Source organism: Salinimonas iocasae (genome assembly GCF_006228385.1).
Taxonomy (GTDB): Bacteria; Pseudomonadota; Gammaproteobacteria; order Enterobacterales; family Alteromonadaceae; genus Alteromonas; species Alteromonas iocasae.
Genome location: NZ_CP039852.1, coordinates 947,188 through 965,359 on the forward strand (window position 1 = coordinate 947,188; position 18,172 = coordinate 965,359).

General features: G+C 47.7%; 19 protein-coding genes. 4 read left to right on the forward strand and 15 right to left on the reverse strand.

From position 1 onward, the window contains the following. Window positions 1–19: 19 nt before the first annotated feature. The 8 genes from prpB to FBQ74_RS04140 form a co-directional block, all read right to left on the reverse strand. A complete protein-coding gene (gene prpB / locus FBQ74_RS04105) occupies window positions 20–898 on the reverse strand; it encodes a methylisocitrate lyase (protein ID WP_139755456.1) in 879 nt (292 codons plus the stop codon). An 18-nt stretch (window positions 899–916) separates the two neighbouring features. Next, window positions 917–1,585, reverse strand: a complete 669-nt coding sequence (locus FBQ74_RS04110; protein WP_139755457.1) for a GntR family transcriptional regulator — start codon at window positions 1,583–1,585, stop codon at window positions 917–919. 116 nt (window positions 1,586–1,701) lie between these two features. Beyond that, window positions 1,702–2,367: a hypothetical protein gene (locus FBQ74_RS04115; RefSeq protein ID WP_139755458.1), complete on the reverse strand. Its 666-nt coding sequence runs from the start codon at window positions 2,365–2,367 to the stop codon at window positions 1,702–1,704. 200 nt (window positions 2,368–2,567) lie between these two features. Continuing rightward, window positions 2,568–3,971: an MFS transporter gene (locus tag FBQ74_RS04120; RefSeq protein ID WP_139755459.1), complete on the reverse strand. Its 1,404-nt coding sequence runs from the start codon at window positions 3,969–3,971 to the stop codon at window positions 2,568–2,570. Between the two features lie 168 nt (window positions 3,972–4,139). Continuing rightward, complete coding sequence (gene dolP, locus FBQ74_RS04125) at window positions 4,140–4,724, reverse strand: division/outer membrane stress-associated lipid-binding lipoprotein (RefSeq protein WP_139755460.1); 585 nt, start codon at window positions 4,722–4,724, stop codon at window positions 4,140–4,142. Then, entirely contained in the window at window positions 4,725–5,324 is a 600-nt protein-coding gene (locus FBQ74_RS04130) for a phosphoheptose isomerase (RefSeq protein WP_139755461.1), read from the reverse strand. A gap of 25 nt (window positions 5,325–5,349) precedes the next feature. Then, window positions 5,350–5,694 carry a YraN family protein gene (locus tag FBQ74_RS04135; RefSeq protein ID WP_139755462.1) on the reverse strand — a complete coding sequence of 115 codons (345 nt, stop codon included), beginning with the start codon at window positions 5,692–5,694 and terminating at the stop codon, window positions 5,350–5,352. Between the two features lie 2 nt (window positions 5,695–5,696). Continuing rightward, on the reverse strand, window positions 5,697–7,625 hold the full coding sequence (locus FBQ74_RS04140) for a penicillin-binding protein activator (protein ID WP_139755463.1): 1,929 nt from the start codon (window positions 7,623–7,625) through the stop codon (window positions 5,697–5,699). Between the two features lie 133 nt (window positions 7,626–7,758). Between FBQ74_RS04140 and rsmI the strand changes: the two genes are divergently transcribed. Together rsmI and FBQ74_RS04150 are read left to right on the forward strand one after the other, a co-directional pair. Then, entirely contained in the window at window positions 7,759–8,586 is an 828-nt protein-coding gene (gene rsmI / locus FBQ74_RS04145; RefSeq protein ID WP_139755464.1) for a 16S rRNA (cytidine(1402)-2'-O)-methyltransferase, read from the forward strand. Between the two features lie 115 nt (window positions 8,587–8,701). Beyond that, window positions 8,702–8,968, forward strand: coding sequence for a hypothetical protein (locus tag FBQ74_RS04150; protein ID WP_139755465.1), 267 nt, complete (start codon window positions 8,702–8,704; stop codon window positions 8,966–8,968). A 147-nt stretch (window positions 8,969–9,115) separates the two neighbouring features. On the opposite strand, the gene nspC is transcribed toward FBQ74_RS04150, so the two are convergent. From nspC to FBQ74_RS04170, 4 genes are all read right to left on the reverse strand, one after another. Further along, window positions 9,116–10,246: a carboxynorspermidine decarboxylase gene (nspC, locus tag FBQ74_RS04155; RefSeq protein WP_139755466.1), complete on the reverse strand. Its 1,131-nt coding sequence runs from the start codon at window positions 10,244–10,246 to the stop codon at window positions 9,116–9,118. Window positions 10,247–10,261: 15 nt separating this feature from the next. Beyond that, entirely contained in the window at window positions 10,262–11,464 is a 1,203-nt protein-coding gene (locus tag FBQ74_RS04160) for a saccharopine dehydrogenase family protein (protein WP_139755467.1), read from the reverse strand. A gap of 216 nt (window positions 11,465–11,680) precedes the next feature. Then, window positions 11,681–12,172, reverse strand: coding sequence for a hypothetical protein (locus FBQ74_RS04165; protein WP_232371971.1), 492 nt, complete (start codon window positions 12,170–12,172; stop codon window positions 11,681–11,683). Window positions 12,173–12,229: 57 nt separating this feature from the next. Continuing rightward, window positions 12,230–13,123, reverse strand: a complete 894-nt coding sequence (locus tag FBQ74_RS04170) for a 1-aminocyclopropane-1-carboxylate deaminase/D-cysteine desulfhydrase (RefSeq protein WP_139755468.1) — start codon at window positions 13,121–13,123, stop codon at window positions 12,230–12,232. A gap of 95 nt (window positions 13,124–13,218) precedes the next feature. Here FBQ74_RS04170 and FBQ74_RS04175 point away from each other — a divergent pair, with 95 nt between their 5' ends. Beyond that, complete coding sequence (locus FBQ74_RS04175) at window positions 13,219–13,734, forward strand: chalcone isomerase family protein (RefSeq protein ID WP_139755469.1); 516 nt, start codon at window positions 13,219–13,221, stop codon at window positions 13,732–13,734. Between the two features lie 5 nt (window positions 13,735–13,739). Beyond that, window positions 13,740–14,273: a DUF3833 domain-containing protein gene (locus FBQ74_RS04180; RefSeq protein WP_332309139.1), complete on the forward strand. Its 534-nt coding sequence runs from the start codon at window positions 13,740–13,742 to the stop codon at window positions 14,271–14,273. Between the two features lie 5 nt (window positions 14,274–14,278). On the opposite strand, the gene FBQ74_RS04185 is transcribed toward FBQ74_RS04180, so the two are convergent. The 3 genes from FBQ74_RS04185 to aceK form a co-directional block, all read right to left on the reverse strand. Then, complete coding sequence (locus FBQ74_RS04185) at window positions 14,279–15,580, reverse strand: sensor histidine kinase (protein WP_139755471.1); 1,302 nt, start codon at window positions 15,578–15,580, stop codon at window positions 14,279–14,281. Window positions 15,581–15,654: 74 nt separating this feature from the next. Further along, window positions 15,655–16,329: a response regulator transcription factor gene (locus FBQ74_RS04190; RefSeq protein WP_139755472.1), complete on the reverse strand. Its 675-nt coding sequence runs from the start codon at window positions 16,327–16,329 to the stop codon at window positions 15,655–15,657. A gap of 106 nt (window positions 16,330–16,435) precedes the next feature. Further along, the gene (gene aceK, locus FBQ74_RS04195) at window positions 16,436–18,160 is read right to left on the reverse strand and encodes a bifunctional isocitrate dehydrogenase kinase/phosphatase (RefSeq protein WP_139755473.1); all 1,725 of its coding nucleotides are present in this window, start codon (window positions 18,158–18,160) and stop codon (window positions 16,436–16,438) included. Between the last annotated feature and the right edge of the window lie 12 nt (window positions 18,161–18,172).

Below are 18,172 nucleotides of genomic sequence, written 5' to 3' on the forward strand. Positions count from 1 at the left end.
GTACAAAGGGAAAAATTTATTAATTCTTATTGCGGCTGAACAAGTCGTCCAGCTTCTGTTCGTAGTCGTGGTAGCCGAGATAGTCGTACAGGTCCATGCGGGTTTGCATGTCATCAACGACTGCTTTTTGGTCACCGTCTGTCAGAATCGTCTGATAAACGCGCTCCGCAGCTTTGTTCATGGCTCTGAAAGCACTTAGTGGATAAAGCACCATATCGGCTCCCCATTCACCCAGCTCTTTTTTGTTCCACAACTCGGTTTTACCAAACTCTGTAATATTGGCCAGAATAGGTACATCGAGTGCATCAGCGAAGGCGCGATAATGCTCTTCAGTCTGTACTGCTTCGGCAAAAATACCGTCAGCACCAGCCGCGACATAAGCCTTTGCCCGTTCGATAGCAGCATCCAACCCTTCCTGTGCAAAGGCATCGGTTCGGGCCATAATGAAAAAGTCAGGATCCGTACGTGCATCTACCGCTGCTTTTATTCTATCAACCATCTCCTGGGTGCTGACGATTTCTTTATTCGGGCGGTGACCACAACGTTTTTGAGCAACCTGATCTTCCATATGTACCGCGGCCGCGCCTGCTTTTTCCATATCCCGGATAGTTTTAGCGATGTTAAATGCGCCGCCCCAGCCTGTATCAATATCAACCAATAACGGCAAGTCACAGGCTCTGGTTATGCGTTGCACATCCTCTATAACATCGTTTAACGATGTCATACCCAGGTCGGGCAGGCCGTAAGAAGCATTTGCAACGCCACCACCAGACAAATAGATAGCTTTATGCCCTATTTGTTTTGCCATAATAGCTGTGTACGCGTTGATGGTGCCGACAATTTGAAGAGGATGATTGTCAGTCAGCGCCTGACGAAATTTTTTTCCTGCACTTTGCATAGTTAAAGCCTCGTAGGGTTAATCAGAAATTGAATTCAGTTTTCGTTCTATGTTGTTCTTTGAATAAAGGATATGTCTGCGCATAAGCATTTCAGCCAGCTCACCATCACGATTAGCTATAGCGCGCACAATATTACTGTGCTCCTCAAATGCGGTGGTGACCCGAGGGCCTGCCATTCCAAGCTGAACGCGATACATGCGCACCAGGTGATAGATGCCATCAATCAGAACGCTGATAAGGTGAGCATTCTTACTTCCCAGTACAATCCGGTAATGAAAATCCACATCACCGGCTTCCTGATAGTAAGTTTCTCCACTGCTGACTTTGCTGGAATGCGCATCCAATAATGATTGCAGATTACTTATCTCAACATCGTCCATATTGTTTGCGGCAAGTCTGGCCGCCATACCTTCCAGTGCCTCGCGAACCTGATAAAGCTGGACTAAGCCGGCTGCAGAGAGGGTGACTACCTTAGCGCCAACATTGGCTTTGCGTTCAACAAGATGGCAAGCAACAAGACGGTTGATTGCTTCGCGAATAACAGCACGACTTACCGCATAACGTGTCGACAATTCTGTTTCGCTGAGTTTCGCTCCCGCCTGAATAACACCCTCGACGATATCTGTGCGCAGGCGGAAAAATGTTTTGTCTGCGTTAGTTATAGGCGTCTCAATGGGTAGCGACATAAAAATAAAGGTAAAGTGACTGTAGTGTCGACAATATAGGGGGGCAAGGAAGGGAAGTCAATGGTAAAACGGTTGTATTGTCGACAAAGCGCCCTGACGGGCGCTTGTCTGGTTGTTTATTCTGCCTGCTGTAGTCTAACGATAGTTTCAGCGTCTATTTCATAGTCTTCGAAAAAATCATCTTCGATAGAGGCCGTGACTTTGACTCTGTCACCATGCTTAAGTACCAGGTAACCGTCTTTATCTAACGGATTATCGCGAAGATCGTCGACTTCTACTGTTAGCGCGGCATCTCCGGCACCAAATTGAAAGGCATCATCAGATAGTGTGGATACATTACCGATGAGCGTTACTTCTGATTTGTCCAGATCTAATCCGGCCGCAGAAATTAACATGTCTGACTCATGCTCCATCGTGTTCGATGCAACGAATGCAGTGCCTACATTTTCCAGGTATAGACTGGACGCACGCATCCTACCCTCAGTTAGTAGTTCCTGATTGAGCATACCAGTGACGGTAACCGTGGCATCGGTCAGATTTTCAAATGCGGTTTGATCAAGTTGTAGTGTATCAGTATCAACAGTCAACTCGCCTTCACCGTAATCAACAGTGATAAATTTAGAGTCGACTTCTGTTACAGTCCCTGTCAGAGAGAGCCAGGTAGTACTGGCCTGTGATGTAGCGACAGGTACACTGTTTGTTTGCGTATCCTGTGCAATCGCTGCACCGGCCATTAGTGATGAAGAAATAAGTGTAGCAAGCATCAGTTTATTGGCGTTCATAGAACCTCCTTAGTGAGCTTTCAGGCTGTTCCGGGATATGCCCGGATAAGCCAGACTTTTCATTATCTTGCAGGGAGAGACAATGCAACTTTGATGCTAGTTTAGTTTTTTATTATGTTTCAAATGGTTAAGTTATGCTAAGGGGGCTGCCAGTATTGTATTTAGTGAAAAACGGTGTAGGTTTTACATATGCATTATCCCTAACGGGCCCGGCGGTGATTCAGTACAGCATCGCCTATATCCGGCTCGACTCTGGCACTGTTAAACAATGAAATAAGCGCAATAATGCCCATAAAGACCATTGTCAGCTGAAAATCGGTGGTGACAGGAATACTTCGCGTGTCATCAATAATAAAGGTTGCCAGCGCCAATGCCAGCGCGCCTGCAGTAATCCCCATTCCCCGGGTCATTTGCATAATAACCGCACTTAATGTGTTGGCATCGCGGATATAGGATTGGGGTACATCCGCAAAACTCAGGGTGTTTAGTACCGTCAGGTGCATAGACCGCGTCATACCACTTATAAATAAGATGATACCGAGCAACCACGCCGGAGTAGTAGAATCACACAGCGCCAGGATAAAAAAGCCCACGGCAACCAAAAGCGTGTTGTATATAAGCACATTTTTAAAGCCGAACACGTTCATGATCCAGGTTGTAGCCGGTTTCACCGCCAGATTGCCTGCGAATAACCACAGTAATAATGTACCGGCTTCAATTGCACTGTAACCCAGGCCCACCTGTAACATCAGTGGAATTATAAATGGCGCACTGGATAGCGATATACGTATTATCGAGCCACCGGTCATGGTTGCGCGAAACGTTGAAAACCTCAGTGCAGATAATGAAAATAAAGGGGTAGGGGTACGCAACATATGCCGGATAGCGAAGGCGAGGGTCAGTGTTCCGCCTGCAACCAGTACCAACGGAAGCGTTATGTTCTCAGGTCGGGCGCTGAAAGATTCAAGCCCGGCCATTAACGTACCAAATCCGCTTGCACTAAGCAGGAAGCCTGTGATGTCGAAAGGTTGCCACTGGCCTTTGTCATTGTTTAGCAGCCAGTAAGCGAACAACAGTGCAATAGCGCCAAGCGGTACGTTGATGAAAAATATCCACGACCAGTGCCAGGTCTCTGCAATCCAACCGCCCAGTACCGGACCAATTAAAGGGGCACCAAGGGCTGGCCAGGTTAAGATTGCCATAGCGCTGACTATCTGTTCTTTAGGCAGATTCCTTAATACCACCAGGCGGCCTACCGGCACCATCATCGCGCCACCAATTCCCTGCAGAACTCTGGCTACCGTAAACTGGTTCAGACTCTGACTAAAGCCGCACAATACTGAGGCTGCCACGAATATCAGAATGGCCAGAGAGAAAATACGCTTGGCACCAAACCGGTCAGCCGCCCAGCCGCTGATTGGAATAAAAATAGTGACCGCCACCAGATAAGCACTAACTCCAACTGACAGATGAGCCGCTGGTACGCCAAATTCGGCGGCAATTATCGGCAATGCCGTGGTAATGATCGTTGCATCGAGAATTTCCATGAACAGTGCGGCGGCAACTAACAAAGCAGTCGCTGTTTTATGCGATACAGTTGGCATGTGAGTGTTGTCTCACTTTTATACAAAACGAAAATCGAGTCAGAGCAATCTTATGGAGATTGATTTGAAGGTACGGGCCGGCACGTTGCTACATAAGTGTAGCGAGCCGGCCACAATCTATAAGTGACTGGAGTGGGAGCAGATCACAGGGAACAATAAGCAATTGTTCTAAGTAATTTCAAACGCTCTGACAACGCGCTGCACACCATCAACATTTCGCGCAATATCGACCGCGTAGGTGGCTTCCTGATTGGTAACACGGCCCATCAGAAAGACTTCGGAATTTTCCACAACAACTTTGATTTGCATGGAAGGGACATTATCGTTGGCTAGCAGTTTAGCGCGGATTTTATTAGCCAGCCAGATATCATATGCCTGGGAGGAAGCACCATGGGGCGGTCCCACTCTCACCTGATTATGGATCTTTCTGATATAGTCAACCTGTTGGACCTCACTGACAGCCTGATCAATAATCTGGCGATCCGGGGCCTGTCCGGTCATAAGGGCTACGCCGTTGTATACATCTACTCGCAGATTCGCTTCGTCTTTGAGACGGTCGTATTTGGCCCAGCGAAAAGAGACTTTTCCCTCCGCATTCTGGTCATCCAGCTGGGTGCCAACGGTACGACGATCATTGGCGACTTTAGCCGCCGCTGCAGCGCCAGCACCTACCGCTGCAACTACGCAGCCCTGTAACTGTGTAGTTGCAATTATCAGTGCCAGAACGCCTGCCGGGATGGCGCGTTTCAACATTTAAGCATTGTCTCCATGGTCAGCGGGGAACAAGCTGTCATCTATACATTCACATAAATTGTGAATCACCAGCAGGTGTACTTCCTGGATGCGAGCGGTGCGGTTTGAAGGGACTCGAATTTCAACATCGTGTTCGCTCAGAAAACCCGCCATTTCACCGCCGTCTTTGCCTGTCAGCGCTACGATTGTCATATCGCGGGACAGCGCAGCTTCCATCGCAGCAATAACGTTGCGCGAATTACCACTGGTAGATATTGCCAGCAGAATGTCGCCAGACTGACCTAGCGCCCGAACCTGTTTGGCGAAAATCTCATCGTAGCTGTAATCATTAGCGATGGACGTCAGCGTTGATGTGTCTGTGCTAAGTGCAATAGCCGGCAGGCTTGGACGATCGCGCTCATACCGGTTAAGCATTTCAGAAGAGAAGTGCTGCGCATCGCCTGCTGAGCCGCCATTTCCGCAGCTTAGAATTTTATTCCCACGAATCAAAGCCTCAACCATCATGGTAGCGGCTTTCTCGATGGCGTCGGGAAGCACCTCTGAGGCAGCTATCTTAGTCTGGATACTTTCAGTAAAATTGGCTTTAATATTCTCTATCATATCGCTTCACTATTCAGGCAATGTTTTAGCCTGCAATGTTCTTTATCCACTGCAGGTTCTGATTATCTAATGCTACCACATCAAGTCGCATTGATGTGTGATTCGGATTAAGACCGTGTGCCAGCAAAAATTGTTCAAAGCAGGTTTGTAATTTTCTGTACTTCGATGCGGTAACAAATTCACTAGCTACGCCGTGGCTCGAACTACGTCTGGCTTTAACTTCGACACAAACCCAGGTTTGTCCGTCGCGCATTACTATATCCAGTTCACCGTAACGCGTTTGAAAATTCCGCGCTTCGGTTTTAAGGCCCTGAGCCAGAAGATAACTCTCTGCCTTATCTTCTGCTTGCTGGCCAGCTAACCGAGACATGTCTACTCTCCGGTAACCGGAATGATTTGCTGATTATTAATACGAGCCTGGGGTAATGTCCGGATAACCCGGCCTGCTTCATCTACGGACAACTTACCGGTCAGACCTTCAAGGCTTACCTGGGGGAGCAACGCCATCTGCTCTACGTTAGGCAGCATCTGGTAAGCATCGACTCCGAAAGCGAAAAAGCGGGAAAACGCCGTACTCCGATCCGGCCATAATGTATTAGCTGTGCGGGTAAACTCAGGCCACCGGTTTTGGGGTAACATCCAGGGCATATCGATAAAACGAACATTCTGCAGATCGCGCCATTGGTTCTTACCGCTGTCATACTCCATCGAGCGCGATGTTGTATACACAGGAACCGTTTTACCATCGAATGGACTCAGGCTGGCTTCAACCATTGGGTTGAGAAGTTCTGTTTGTTCCGGTGAGGCAAAAACAACGATAGCATCAATATCACGGCGGTTGCGCGTAACATTGTGAAGCTTTTCGTTAACCATGTAACGAATCTGGTCAATGCGCGATTTGCTTTGTGCCACACCAAGCGCGTCAGTAATTCCGTCTTTCAGCGAACCGCTGTCATCAAAGGTGACGATATTAAGCGTCCGGGACTTTTCGTTATCAGAGTGATGGCGTTGCCAGCGTGACTCAAACGCGTCCAGCAGGCGTTGATAAATAGTGCTGTTAGCAGCAACTACGATAGGTGAACGATACCCTTTTTGCGCTATGTGATCGGCCAGCTGATAGGCTTCCTCTTCAGGGGCCAGTGCAAACCACGTTGCTGGTAAAGGCTCAGCTGCCGGTACGGCAAACTCTTCAGGGATCAGCGGGCTGTCGATAGTGCTGATAGTGACCGGCGAGGCGTCATCCGGACGATTAAGCGCCAGAAGATTGATGTTACTGGGCAGGGTGGGCAACATCAGGTCAAGGGTTTCTTTTAACAGCGGACCGATAACCCACTGCGTGTCGCCAATAGCATCAATTAGCTCCTCACCAGATTTTCCGTTGGTATCTATAAACGTAAGGTGTGGGGCCGAGGCCGAGCCATCCCGAGATAACTGGTCATAATAAGCAGCCAGTATGCCGTCTTTCACCGCCATACCGGTTGCTTTATAGCGGCCACTCAACGGTAGCATTACCGTTGCCTTCTGAACGTCTTTGCGGCGCAACTCTGCCGCCTGTATAATTGGCTCGGGGAGGTGAGTGACCAGTGGCGTTCCGCGATAGACACGGGAAAAGCGTTTAAGCTCGCGGTTAAATTGCGCTGTATTTAACCCATGTTCAGCAACCAGATTATACAATGCAACGTAAGGCTGAAGATTACTGTATTGCGCAGCCTGTTGCTTAATTTCGCTGGCCGGCACCTTGTTTACCCACTGCCATACACGTTCCACAGAGTCAGCATCGTCGGTCATAATTTGTGCATAAGATGCAGCGGCAGCCAGGTAGTTCTGTTGGCGTTCATACAGGTGAGTCAGTAATGTCAGCTGATGATTTTTAACCTGCACATCAGCGGCCAGCGGTGTTAACAGCTCTATTAACTGTTCGGTATCAGCGCCTGGATCGTTCATGTAACTTTGTGCAATTAGCGTTTCTGCACGGCGCTTTTCAGGCGTATCAAGTGGCTGGGAAATCAAAGAAAGTAAAATATGTTGTGCCTGAGCAGCTTGGTCACGTTGCAAATAGGCTGTGGCAGCATCTAACAGCACCCGGGTTACCTGATTCGGATCAGCGTCCGGCTCCATTTGCTGAGCGCGCAGTAGCAAAGACTTAGGTGATTGCTCGACCTTTTCGATCACGGGCATGGTATCTGTTGCGATTGGTTTTTCAGGCGCCCTGGTAGCCGGTGAGGTACAGCCAGCTATTGATAACACAAGCACCAGAGCACAGCATGATAAAGATAAACGGCCCTGACTGTTTAATTGCACATCTGATCCCTCTTATTCTGGAGCCCCAAGTTTATCTGAACACACAGGAAAATCTACGTCTGCGACAATAAACCGTACTCAAGCCGTGGTACACTGCAGGTTTTCTAAATAGCAGATTCAGGTAACCACGTTTATGCCCGCAACGCTGTACATTGTACCTACCCCTATTGGTAATCTGGAAGATATCACCACAAGGGCGCTGAAAACGCTTGAGTCCGCTGACTGGATTGCCGCTGAGGACACCCGGCACACCCAGCGACTTTTGCAGCATTTTAGTATAAAAACCCGCACGCTTTCTTTGCACGAACATAACGAGGAAAAGCGGGCTGCGATGCTTTGTCATCGATTGCAGGACGGCGAAAGTGTTGCCCTGGTCAGCGATGCCGGCACGCCGCTTATCAGCGATCCGGGTTTTGTACTTGTTCGTCACTGCCGCGAGCAGGGTATTCCTGTTGTTCCGCTACCCGGGCCGTGCGCCGCGATTACAGCGTTAAGTGGTTCAGGTTTACCAACCGATCGATTTATTTTTGAGGGTTTTCTGCCGGTAAAAAGTCAGGCGAAGGAAAACAGACTGGCACTTCTAACCGATCGCCATGCTACGACGGTATTTTACGAAGCACCACGTCGTGTAATCGCCACCCTTAAAGATATACAGAAGATACTGGGTAATGAGCGCAATGTTGTTATTGCCAAAGAGCTCACCAAAGCATTTGAGTCGATTATCAGCGGGCGACCGGATGATGTCATACAGTGGCTTGAAGCAGAGCCGGCCAGACAAAAAGGCGAGTTTGTAGTAATGGTATCGCCAGCGCCTGAACAGGATACGGAAATACCGGCAGAGGCGCTGGCGTTACTGAAAGCGCTAACGGAAGAACTTCCTCTCAAAAAGGCGGCCGCCATTGTGGCAGCTCACTACAAGTTGAAAAAGAATGCGTTGTATCAGGTTGGGCTGACCCTTTAAATGGTGTCCGCTTCCCCATGCATTCAATGAGGGGGGCGTAAGTACCTCAGTCCATATGAGCGGTAATCAAAATTGATGGTTGCGCCGTACCCAACGTATATTAATTGGAGGGCATATGACAAACCGTACTTTGAAGCTGGACATCCACGAGGGGACCTGGATGGTGAATGTCATCGACAGAGTTAATGATGATGGTGTCTACGAACTATTGCATCCAAACAAGGAAGCGCAGGTAGAAGTCAATGACGAAAAGATGCAGGGCTTTGAATACAACATTACGGCTCATGCGGGAACACCATTTAAGCTTTTGCTCGACGATACCGTGCTTGCTGAAGGTGAAGTGCCAGACGATGGAGTTGCACGTGGTAAAGGGGTTTTATAGTCACCTATACTGAGGAAGCAGAATACTGCTTTACGCCAGATAGCCAATAAAAATAGGGCAGCCGGATCATTACCGTGCTGCCCTATTTATTTTGTGTCGTTCTTTATTCGCAATAAACAAGGTTTGGGCTAACACCCCAAAGCTCGCTCAGGACAACCGCCCTTTGAAGTCTTCGTAGGTAAACTGCCTGACCAGTTCAAACTCGCCATTTTTTCGTAAGATACCGATTGATGGATGCTCAACACCGTTGAAAAAGCTGGTTTTTACCATTGTGTAATGCATCATATCTTCAAACTGAAGACGGTCGCCTATCTTCAGTGGCTGGTCGAACGAATAGGTATCTATCACATCACCTGCCAGACAGGAATTTCCTCCCAGACGAAAGTTATGCGGTTTATCGCCGGGCATACCTGCGTGGGTGATAACAGGGCGATAAGGCATCTCTAACACATCAGGCATGTGCGCCGTTGCTGAGATATCGAGTATGGCAATATCACCTTCGTTTTTAACAATGTCCACGACTTCGGCTATCAACGGACCGGTCTGCCATGCCACAGCAGAGCCTGGTTCAAGAATGACATCGAGATGCGGGTAGCGCGTCTTAAAGGCTTTGAGTGTGCTGATAAGATGCTCAACATCGTAGTCAGCACGCGTCATAAGATGACCACCACCCAGATTCAGCCATTTCAGTGACGGCAACCACTGACCAAAGCGGGCTTCAATTGCTTCCAGTGTTCGGGCAGTGGCAAATGAATCACATTCACACAAGTTGTGACAATGAAATCCATCAATACCCGACAGGTCAACATTGTTAAGCTCACTGGCCCGGACACCCAGGCGGGAGCCCGGAGCAGCCGGATCGTACAAAGGCGTTTCCGCTTCCTGATGTTCAGGGTTAATTCTCAACCCCAGTGATACGTCAGGCATAGCGTCACGGTAACGCTCCCACTGCGAAAGACTGTTAAAAGACAGGTGATTGACCAGCTTGTTCAACTGGGCAATATCATCGGGTTTGTAAGCGGGAGAGTAGGCATGCACCTCTTTACCCATTTCACTGGCCAGCTTTGCCTCCCAGACAGAACTGGCGGTGGCACCGTGCAGATATGGCCTGATAATATCAAACGCCGACCACATGGAAAATCCTTTAAGCGCCAGAATGATACGGGCACCCGATTCTTCCTGGACGCGCTGCATCAGCGTAAGGTTCTCTAGTAGCCTTGCCTCTTCAAGCACATAGCAGGGTGATGGAATATCATCCCGAGATGTTAAGTCGCTCAAACCCGCTACTCCTGACTATTTAGAAAAAGGGCTTTGGTCACATTCAATGACATGCCACGGCAGACCATGTTTGCCCAACTCTTCCATAAACGGGTCAGGGTCAAACTGTTCCATATTCCAAACGCCTGGTTTTTTCCATGTACCATCAAGCATCAGTTTAGCACCAATCATTGCCGGTACACCGGTGGTATAAGAAACAGCCTGCGCACCCACTTCTTCGTTCGTCTTAGCGTGATCGCAGTTGTTATAGATAAAGATTGTTTTTTCTTTACCATCTTTAACACCCGTGATGTAGGTACCGATGCACGTCATACCCGTATAGCCTTCAGCCAGAGAGCCCGGGTTAGGTAACACGGCTTTTAAGAACTCCAGAGGTACAATTTTCTGACCCTGGAACTCAACCGGTTCAATGCTGGTCATGCCGATACCTTCAAGCACCCGCAAGTGATTCAGATAGGCATCGCCGAACGTCATCCAGAAGCGCGCACGTTTAATGCCCGGAATATGTTTAACGATAGACTCAAGCTCTTCGTGATACATCAGGTAAGAAGGGCGAACGCCAATGTTTTGATAGTCCAGATCTTCACGCACGCTCAATGGATCGGTTTCTTTCCATTGCCCGTCTTCAAAGAATTTACCACGCTGGGTAATTTCGCGAATATTGATTTCAGGATTGAAGTTGGTCGCAAAAGCCTGACCGTGGTCGCCACCATTACAATCTACGATATCCAGGTAATGAATCTCGTCGAAGTAATGTTTGGCGGCATACGCGGTAAACACGTTAGTGACACCTGGGTCAAAACCTGAGCCCAGAAGCGCCATGATACCGGCATCTTTAAACTTGTCCTGATAAGCCCACTGCCATTTGTATTCAAACTTGGCTTCGTCTTTTGGCTCATAATTGGCTGTATCGAGGTAGTCTGTGCCAGTGGCCAGACAGGCATCCATAATCGGCAAGTCCTGATAAGGTAGTGCCAGATTGATTACCAGGTCAGGTTTCACATCATTAATCAGTGATTCGACTTCGCTGGCATTATCTGCATCTACTGCAAAGACAGCTTTGACGCGGTCTGCGCCTACTTCTTTTTGCAGTGCCTCACATTTTGATACCGTACGGCTCGCCAGATAGATTTCGTCGAAATACTCAGGCAAACGCGCACATTTTTTTACCGTTACTGTAGAGACGCCACCGGCGCCAATGATTAAAACTCGAGACATGGTTGAATTCCCAAGGTATTGAAATTTGCGGTGAATCCTAGCAGACATCATTAAATTGGCAAGCAAAGTTGATATCTGCAAATACAAAAAAGCCATCACCATGTGATGACTTTTTGAAAACTTGCCCGGACCTGTGCCTGACAAGATATATACAACAACTTAACACCGACGGCTCACTGATTTCCAGCTGACCTAATACTTGTAGCTAAAGTACCATCAGGAGGCAGAATGGTTCATGGGTGGCGAAATAAGAATCTTGCCGTCAATTCGCTTGTAGGGGTAGAGCAGGACTGTTTCATTACCCGACGAATCAGTTGCGTTGATTGCAATAGCATCGAGCTGCTTTTGATACTCAGTGGTCACCGTTGCCGCATAAACTAAGATGCTGTCGCTGTGTGTATCGGTGGTTGTATCAATAATACGCCACTGCAGTTGCTCGATTAGATAACTTTCGTTCTGTGTATTGGTGAGGTCATCAGCAAACAGGCATCCCACTTTGCCATCTTCATAGAGTGCGGCAAAAGGATAGAATGCCTGACTATGCGGCAACATCAATTCACACAAAGTCAGTGCTTTGCGTATAAGCGTTTGTAGTGGAGTGGACAACTGAATAGGACCATTAATCACAGAATCACCCTCCGGCATATTCAGGGACAGATAATGAATATGCATTGTCGAATTTACTGTCAGTTTTTGAACTGACTTCATCAAAAAGAAACCCCAGGTCTGTCTTAGGGTTTAAAACGAAACAGGGCAGAGTCAAGATCAATTTCTTGCCCCTTGTAAGCCGCCTGTATGCAGGACGATAATGCGACTGCCGGCAGGAAATTCTCCGGCCGCAATTTTATTTTTTAATGCGAAGAACAATTTACCAGAATAGACAGGCTCGACAGGAATATTGTACATGTCGCGCATTTCATAACAAAAATCTAATAGTGTCTTATCTTTTTTCGCGTAACTGCCGCCATGAAAGCGATGATCGATAGACCAGTTATCACACTGATGTGGAATCAAGTCACTTACCAGCGACTCCAGGTACTCCTGACCTTTCAGAACAGCGATGCCACATGCCTTTTTATTTAAAGGCAGTGAGCTGGCAATACCGGCAAGCGTAGCACCGCTTGCAACAGGGGCCAGAATATAATCGAAACTGACTGAAATTTCATCCATCATCATTTTTAAGCCACTGAGCGCAGTGGAAGCGCTGCCGCCTTCAGGAACAATAAGCGCACCTTTGTGCTGCTGTCGAAGCTGATGCACAAAACGTTCATCATGCCGCCTGGCGTACGTTGCCCTGTCAACAAATTGAATATCAGTACTCCAGTGTTTTAAGTCGCTTAGCATGGGCGTCATATTCTGTGAGTAATCACCCCGGACAATCGCAGTACACCGGATATTCAATACATTACAGAGATACCCCAGTGCATGCAGATGGTTTGAGTATCCTCCACCAAAACTGACAATGTGAGAAGGTATATCCCGGGTATCGGCAAATATACTGCTTAACTTGCGCCATTTGTTCCCGGATATCACCGGGTGGATCAAATCATCGCGCTTGATGTATATCGTCAGTGTTTCAGCGCCATCCCAGTCCGGCCTGAAAAGATCCAGTGGACTCGGCGTCGTCAATGATAATACTTCGTTGATTGATTGCGGCATATAACAACAGAACTTTGCTTAATATTGTGTAATGAATGATCACCCTGGTAGCTTTTTCGGGTAAAGACAATAGTACCAGTAAATAAGGACATATCATGCGATTTCTTGTGTTAACCCTATCGCTTTTGGCAGGCGCGCCGGCACTTGCTATGTCGCAGACTGTGCAGCAAGAGCTGTCCAACCCTGCCAAAGTCGGGCAGGGCAAGTTTACCTATTATTTTTGGGATGTGTATAACGCAACTCTATACGCGCCGGAAGGGCAGTGGAAAAAAAACGGGCCCTTCGCGCTGAAGCTTGAATACTTGCGAGACTTTGAAGGAAAAGAAATTGCTCAGAGAAGTATTGAAGAGATGGAAAAGCAGGGCGCTAAAGATAAGGAACAGCTTTCGGTCTGGCGGGAAGAAATGGCAAGCATATTTCCGGATGTTAAAGACGGCGACGCATTAACGGGTGTGGTTACCAGTGAGGGCAATACACGGTTTTTCTATAACGAGTCGTTAATTGGCGAAATCAAGGATGAGGCTTTCACACAGCGTTTTTTTGATATTTGGCTGGCTGAAAATACGTCTGAGCCGGAATTAAGAGAAAAGTTACTAGGGGAAACGGATTGATGAAAATGAAACGACTGAGTTTTTTGCTATTACCGTTGGTGCTTTTAACCGGATGCATCGGTGCGCCGGATGGTAAAGACTATGAAGCAGTGTCTCCGGCATTGAACATTCAAACGTTCTTTGTGGGTGATGTAAAAGCGTGGGGCATCGCTCAGGACCGGTTCGGTGAAGTGGTGCAGCGTTTCATTGTAGATATTGATGGTCGTATGGAAGGCAATACGCTGATTATGGACGAAACCTTTGAATACGGTGTCGGCAAAGGGCCCGCTTCTCGCACATGGCGTATTGAGCCAGACGGGGAAGGTGGATTCATCGGAAGAGCGGGTGATATTAATGGGGTTGCCAGGGGCGAAAATTATGGCAACGCATTTAATTTTGAATATGAAATGGATTTACCCGTGGGCGACTCAACCTACACAGTCACATTTGACGACTGGTTTTTTGCGTTTGATGAAAACACATTAATGAATCGCTCTTATATTAAAAAATACGGCGTTATGGTAGCTGAAGTGACTATTTTCATGCAGCGTCAAAATTAAACTAATTACCCCAACGCCACTGAGGGCTTTTTAAACATCAGTGTAATACCCAGGCCCGAGCCTTCAAGCAACGGGTCCGGGATGTAATAAATGTGTGCATTGTGCAAATCGGCGACGGCCTTCACCATAGATAAACCTAATCCATTCCCTTTAGATGTCCGACTCTCCTGAGCACGGTAGAAACGACGATCAAGCTGCCTGAAGTTGCTCACATCAACGCCCGGTCCGGAATCATCAACGCTTACAATATAGCTGGTGGATGTTTCTTTCGCAGTAACCCGAATTTGCGCGTTTTCTCCGGCATACTTTACGGCGTTATCTATCAGGTTAGCAAAGGCCTGGAATAACAAATTACGGTCACCTTGTAGTGTCGCCGGCTGAATATCGAACGTGAGCGTCATGTGTTTTTCTTCTATGTAGGGCTCATATAAGTCCACCACATCACGTACGATTTCTCCCAGACTCACCTCTGCAAATCCCATTCGCTGACGCTTACTTTCAATATCGGCGATGCGCAGTAGCCCGTTAAACATACCCAACAAAACGTCGGTTTCCGCCAGAGCCTGTTGTTTTAAACTGCTATCGGGAAGGTCATCCAGTCGCGAGCGAAGGCGTGATAACGGTGTGCGAAGATCATGCGCGACATTGTCAGTAACTGACTTGATGTTTTGTACTGAATACTCAATTTTATCCAGCATTTTGTTTAATACTAAAGCAAGCTTGCTCAAATCGTCCCAGTTACTGTCTATATCGAGACGCTCGTTCAGATTGCCAGTTTGCATAATAGAATCAGCAGTGGCTGACATTCTGTTGATACGGTTAACAACGTACAGAGCCACGCCCAGACTCAAGCCTGAAATGAGCCCTAAAATGGCAATGAATACCCAACTCAGTGATCGGCTGAGAGTCTGAGCACTGTAAAGTTCATCAATATCCCGGGCCACGGTAACGGTCACGCCGTTGTTAATAGTTTGCCGACGTACCAGCACTGCCTTGCTGCCCCAGCCAGGGGCGTCTTCAGCGGTAAGCGGTGTTTCGATTTCAAGAATATCTGCATCATCGGCTAAGACAAGCTTGCCCAGCGGACGGCTATTACCGGCCAGAAACTGTCCTTTTGCATCAGTAATGGCAACCCAGTTAATCAATTCGTTATCCAGGTTTTGTTCTACCAGGCCAATAACGGCCGGCTGCCCACCACGTTCATAGAGCGCTTCATACGCCCAAAGCTGCGCCAATGCCGCATTTCTGGCTTCATCGATAAGAATATCTTTATTGGTGACAGACCATAAATAGATGATAAACGCCATGGCGGCGCCTGAAAGAAGGGTTATCAGCGCACCTACCCGAAAGCTGGAACTTCGGGTAAATGTGCCTATCGCTATCACGCCAGACTTTCCGAAATCCGGTAACCGGTACCGCGCACGGTTTCTATAAGTGGCACGTTGAAGGTTTTATCAACCTTTTGGCGAAGCCGACTAATATGCACGTCGATAACGTTTGTCTGGGGATCAAAATGGTAGTTCCATACGTGCTCAAGCAGCATACTGCGGGTAACGACTTTTCCACGGTTACGCATCAGACATTCAAGTAACTGAAATTCCTTAGATTGCAACTCGATTTCAGTATCGCCACGCGTCACCTTTCGGTTTAGCAAATCCAGTGTCAGATCTCCCACTTTCAATGCGGTGGTGGTATCGGCCTGACGACCGGCAAGGCCTTCTACCCGGGCCAGCAATTCTTCAATAGCAAAAGGTTTTGTCAGGTAATCATTAGCGCCTGAGCGCAGGCCCTGTACTTTGTCTTCAACCTGACTTTTGGCGCTGAGTAATAAAACCGGTGTGGTATCTTCCTGCTCTCTGAGTGATTTCAGAATGCTGATACCGTCTGTGCCCGGCAACATTATATCCAGAATAATTATATCAAATGTGTCATTGCGCGCCGTCAAGAGACCATCTGAACCATTTTCAACCGCGGTGCAGGTGTGACCGGCTGATTCCAGTCCTTTTTTCACGTGCCCGGCTACTGTGCTATCATCTTCAATAATTAACGCTTTCATGATTCGCCATTCTTCTGTGTGCCCGGAATCCATTTAGATAATTGTCTTTGCTGATACAGGTAGAATTACCTAAATCGATCACTTAACACCCAAAATCATGCCGTCGTTACACCTCTTCCCGTGGCAATCGGGCAGACGCATCATAGGGCGTAAAATTGGGTACCGCACCACTTCCGGCTATTGTCTGTAGTTCCCGCCAATAGGATGCCGTCATCAGGTCTCCATGAAGTGATTTGAGCAATTCCTTAAGGTGTTTTTTGCCCACGATAAAATGCTCAAATTGTTCCGGGAATACATCATCAGGGGCAACGGATAATGTGTCCATCGCGTAAGGATCATCGCTTTTGGGTAATTCCCGGAAATTGCGGTCTTTCATCAGACAGATTTCATCATAGTCGTAAAAGATCACGCGACCTAACCGGGTGATGCCAAAATTTTTGTGCAGCATATCGCCGGGGAAAATGTTGGCCAGTGCTATCTGTTTTATACAGGTGCCAAGTTCATCTATCGCACTGCGCACTTTCTTTGGATCGGTTTCCTGATCCAGATAGAGGTTTAACGGTGTCATTTTGCGCTCAATGTAGAGATGACTGATGATAAGTTCATCGCCAACGATCTTCACACTGGATGCGCAGGTGTCGTGAAGCTCCTGCAATAATTCTGGCGCAATACGCGCCAGTGGAAACCGAAAGTTCACATATTCATGGGTGTCAGCCATTCGACCAACCCGATCGGACATTTTCACCAACTTGTAGCAACTTTTAACGTGGTCCCGGGTTATCTTTTTACTTTCGGCAAATTCATCTTTGATAATTTTAAACACCACGCCATAAGAGGGCAGGTGAAATACCATCATGACCAGCCCGCGTGTGCCAGGCGCGGCCTCGAACAAATCTGTACTGTGCTCCTGATGGTGCAGGAAGTTTCGGTAAAACACAGTTTTACCATGTTTAAAGTGCCCCAGAGCCATATAAAGCTCAAAGTGCTTTTTATGTGGTAGTAGTTCCTGAAGAAACGCTGCAACCTCGGCCGGATAAAGCGTATCAGCCATAAAGTAACTGCGTGCGAAGCCGAAAATAATGCTCAAATCTTTTCTGTCGGTGAGTAGCGCATCTACAAACAGCGCTTGTCGGGTGCTCGTTTGTAAGGCAATAACAAAAGGAAGTGTTTCGTCAGGCATGCATATTCTGCCAATAACATACGCCGCCTTTGAGCGGTAAAAAACAGGCTTTAGCATCTCTACCGCGGTCACGCTTGCCAGCTGTGCTTTTGATAAACGCTTGCGCAATGCCACATCAAGGTTATTGATATCACGGGCTTTGTCTTCAAAAGGGATATTAAAGCGATAAACGTGGAAAATAGCTTCATACATCTGTGCCACTGTGGTGGTGGGGTCAAAGCTGTTAATCACCTTTTCCCTGTCGCGGCCGGGAAGGTAGCAGCGACTGGGCAGTAAAAACATAACACTGTTATCAATTTTTCGATGCTTGAAAATACGCCCGATAACCGAGTTGTAAAAGGTTTCTGCCAGTTCGAATTGGGGGTGGCCTTCCAGTAATGAAAAGTAAGCTTGCTTCATAGTGCGCCAAAATACATCGTTTTTCTGATGCACGGTAAGATCGTGATAAATGTCAGCTACAGCTTCTGAAAGACTTTGCTCATAGACGGTAATTCGCTCTTTTGATGCGCGGACGGTTTCCTGCCACTGGCCTTTTTCAAACCGCTCCTGTGCCCCCCGGGTGATTCGCGAAAACCACCGGTAGCTTTTATCGAAATGTTGAATAATTCTGAATGCTATTTTTTGTGCGGGCTGATGCTCAGCAGGCTTCATGCGCTGATCTCA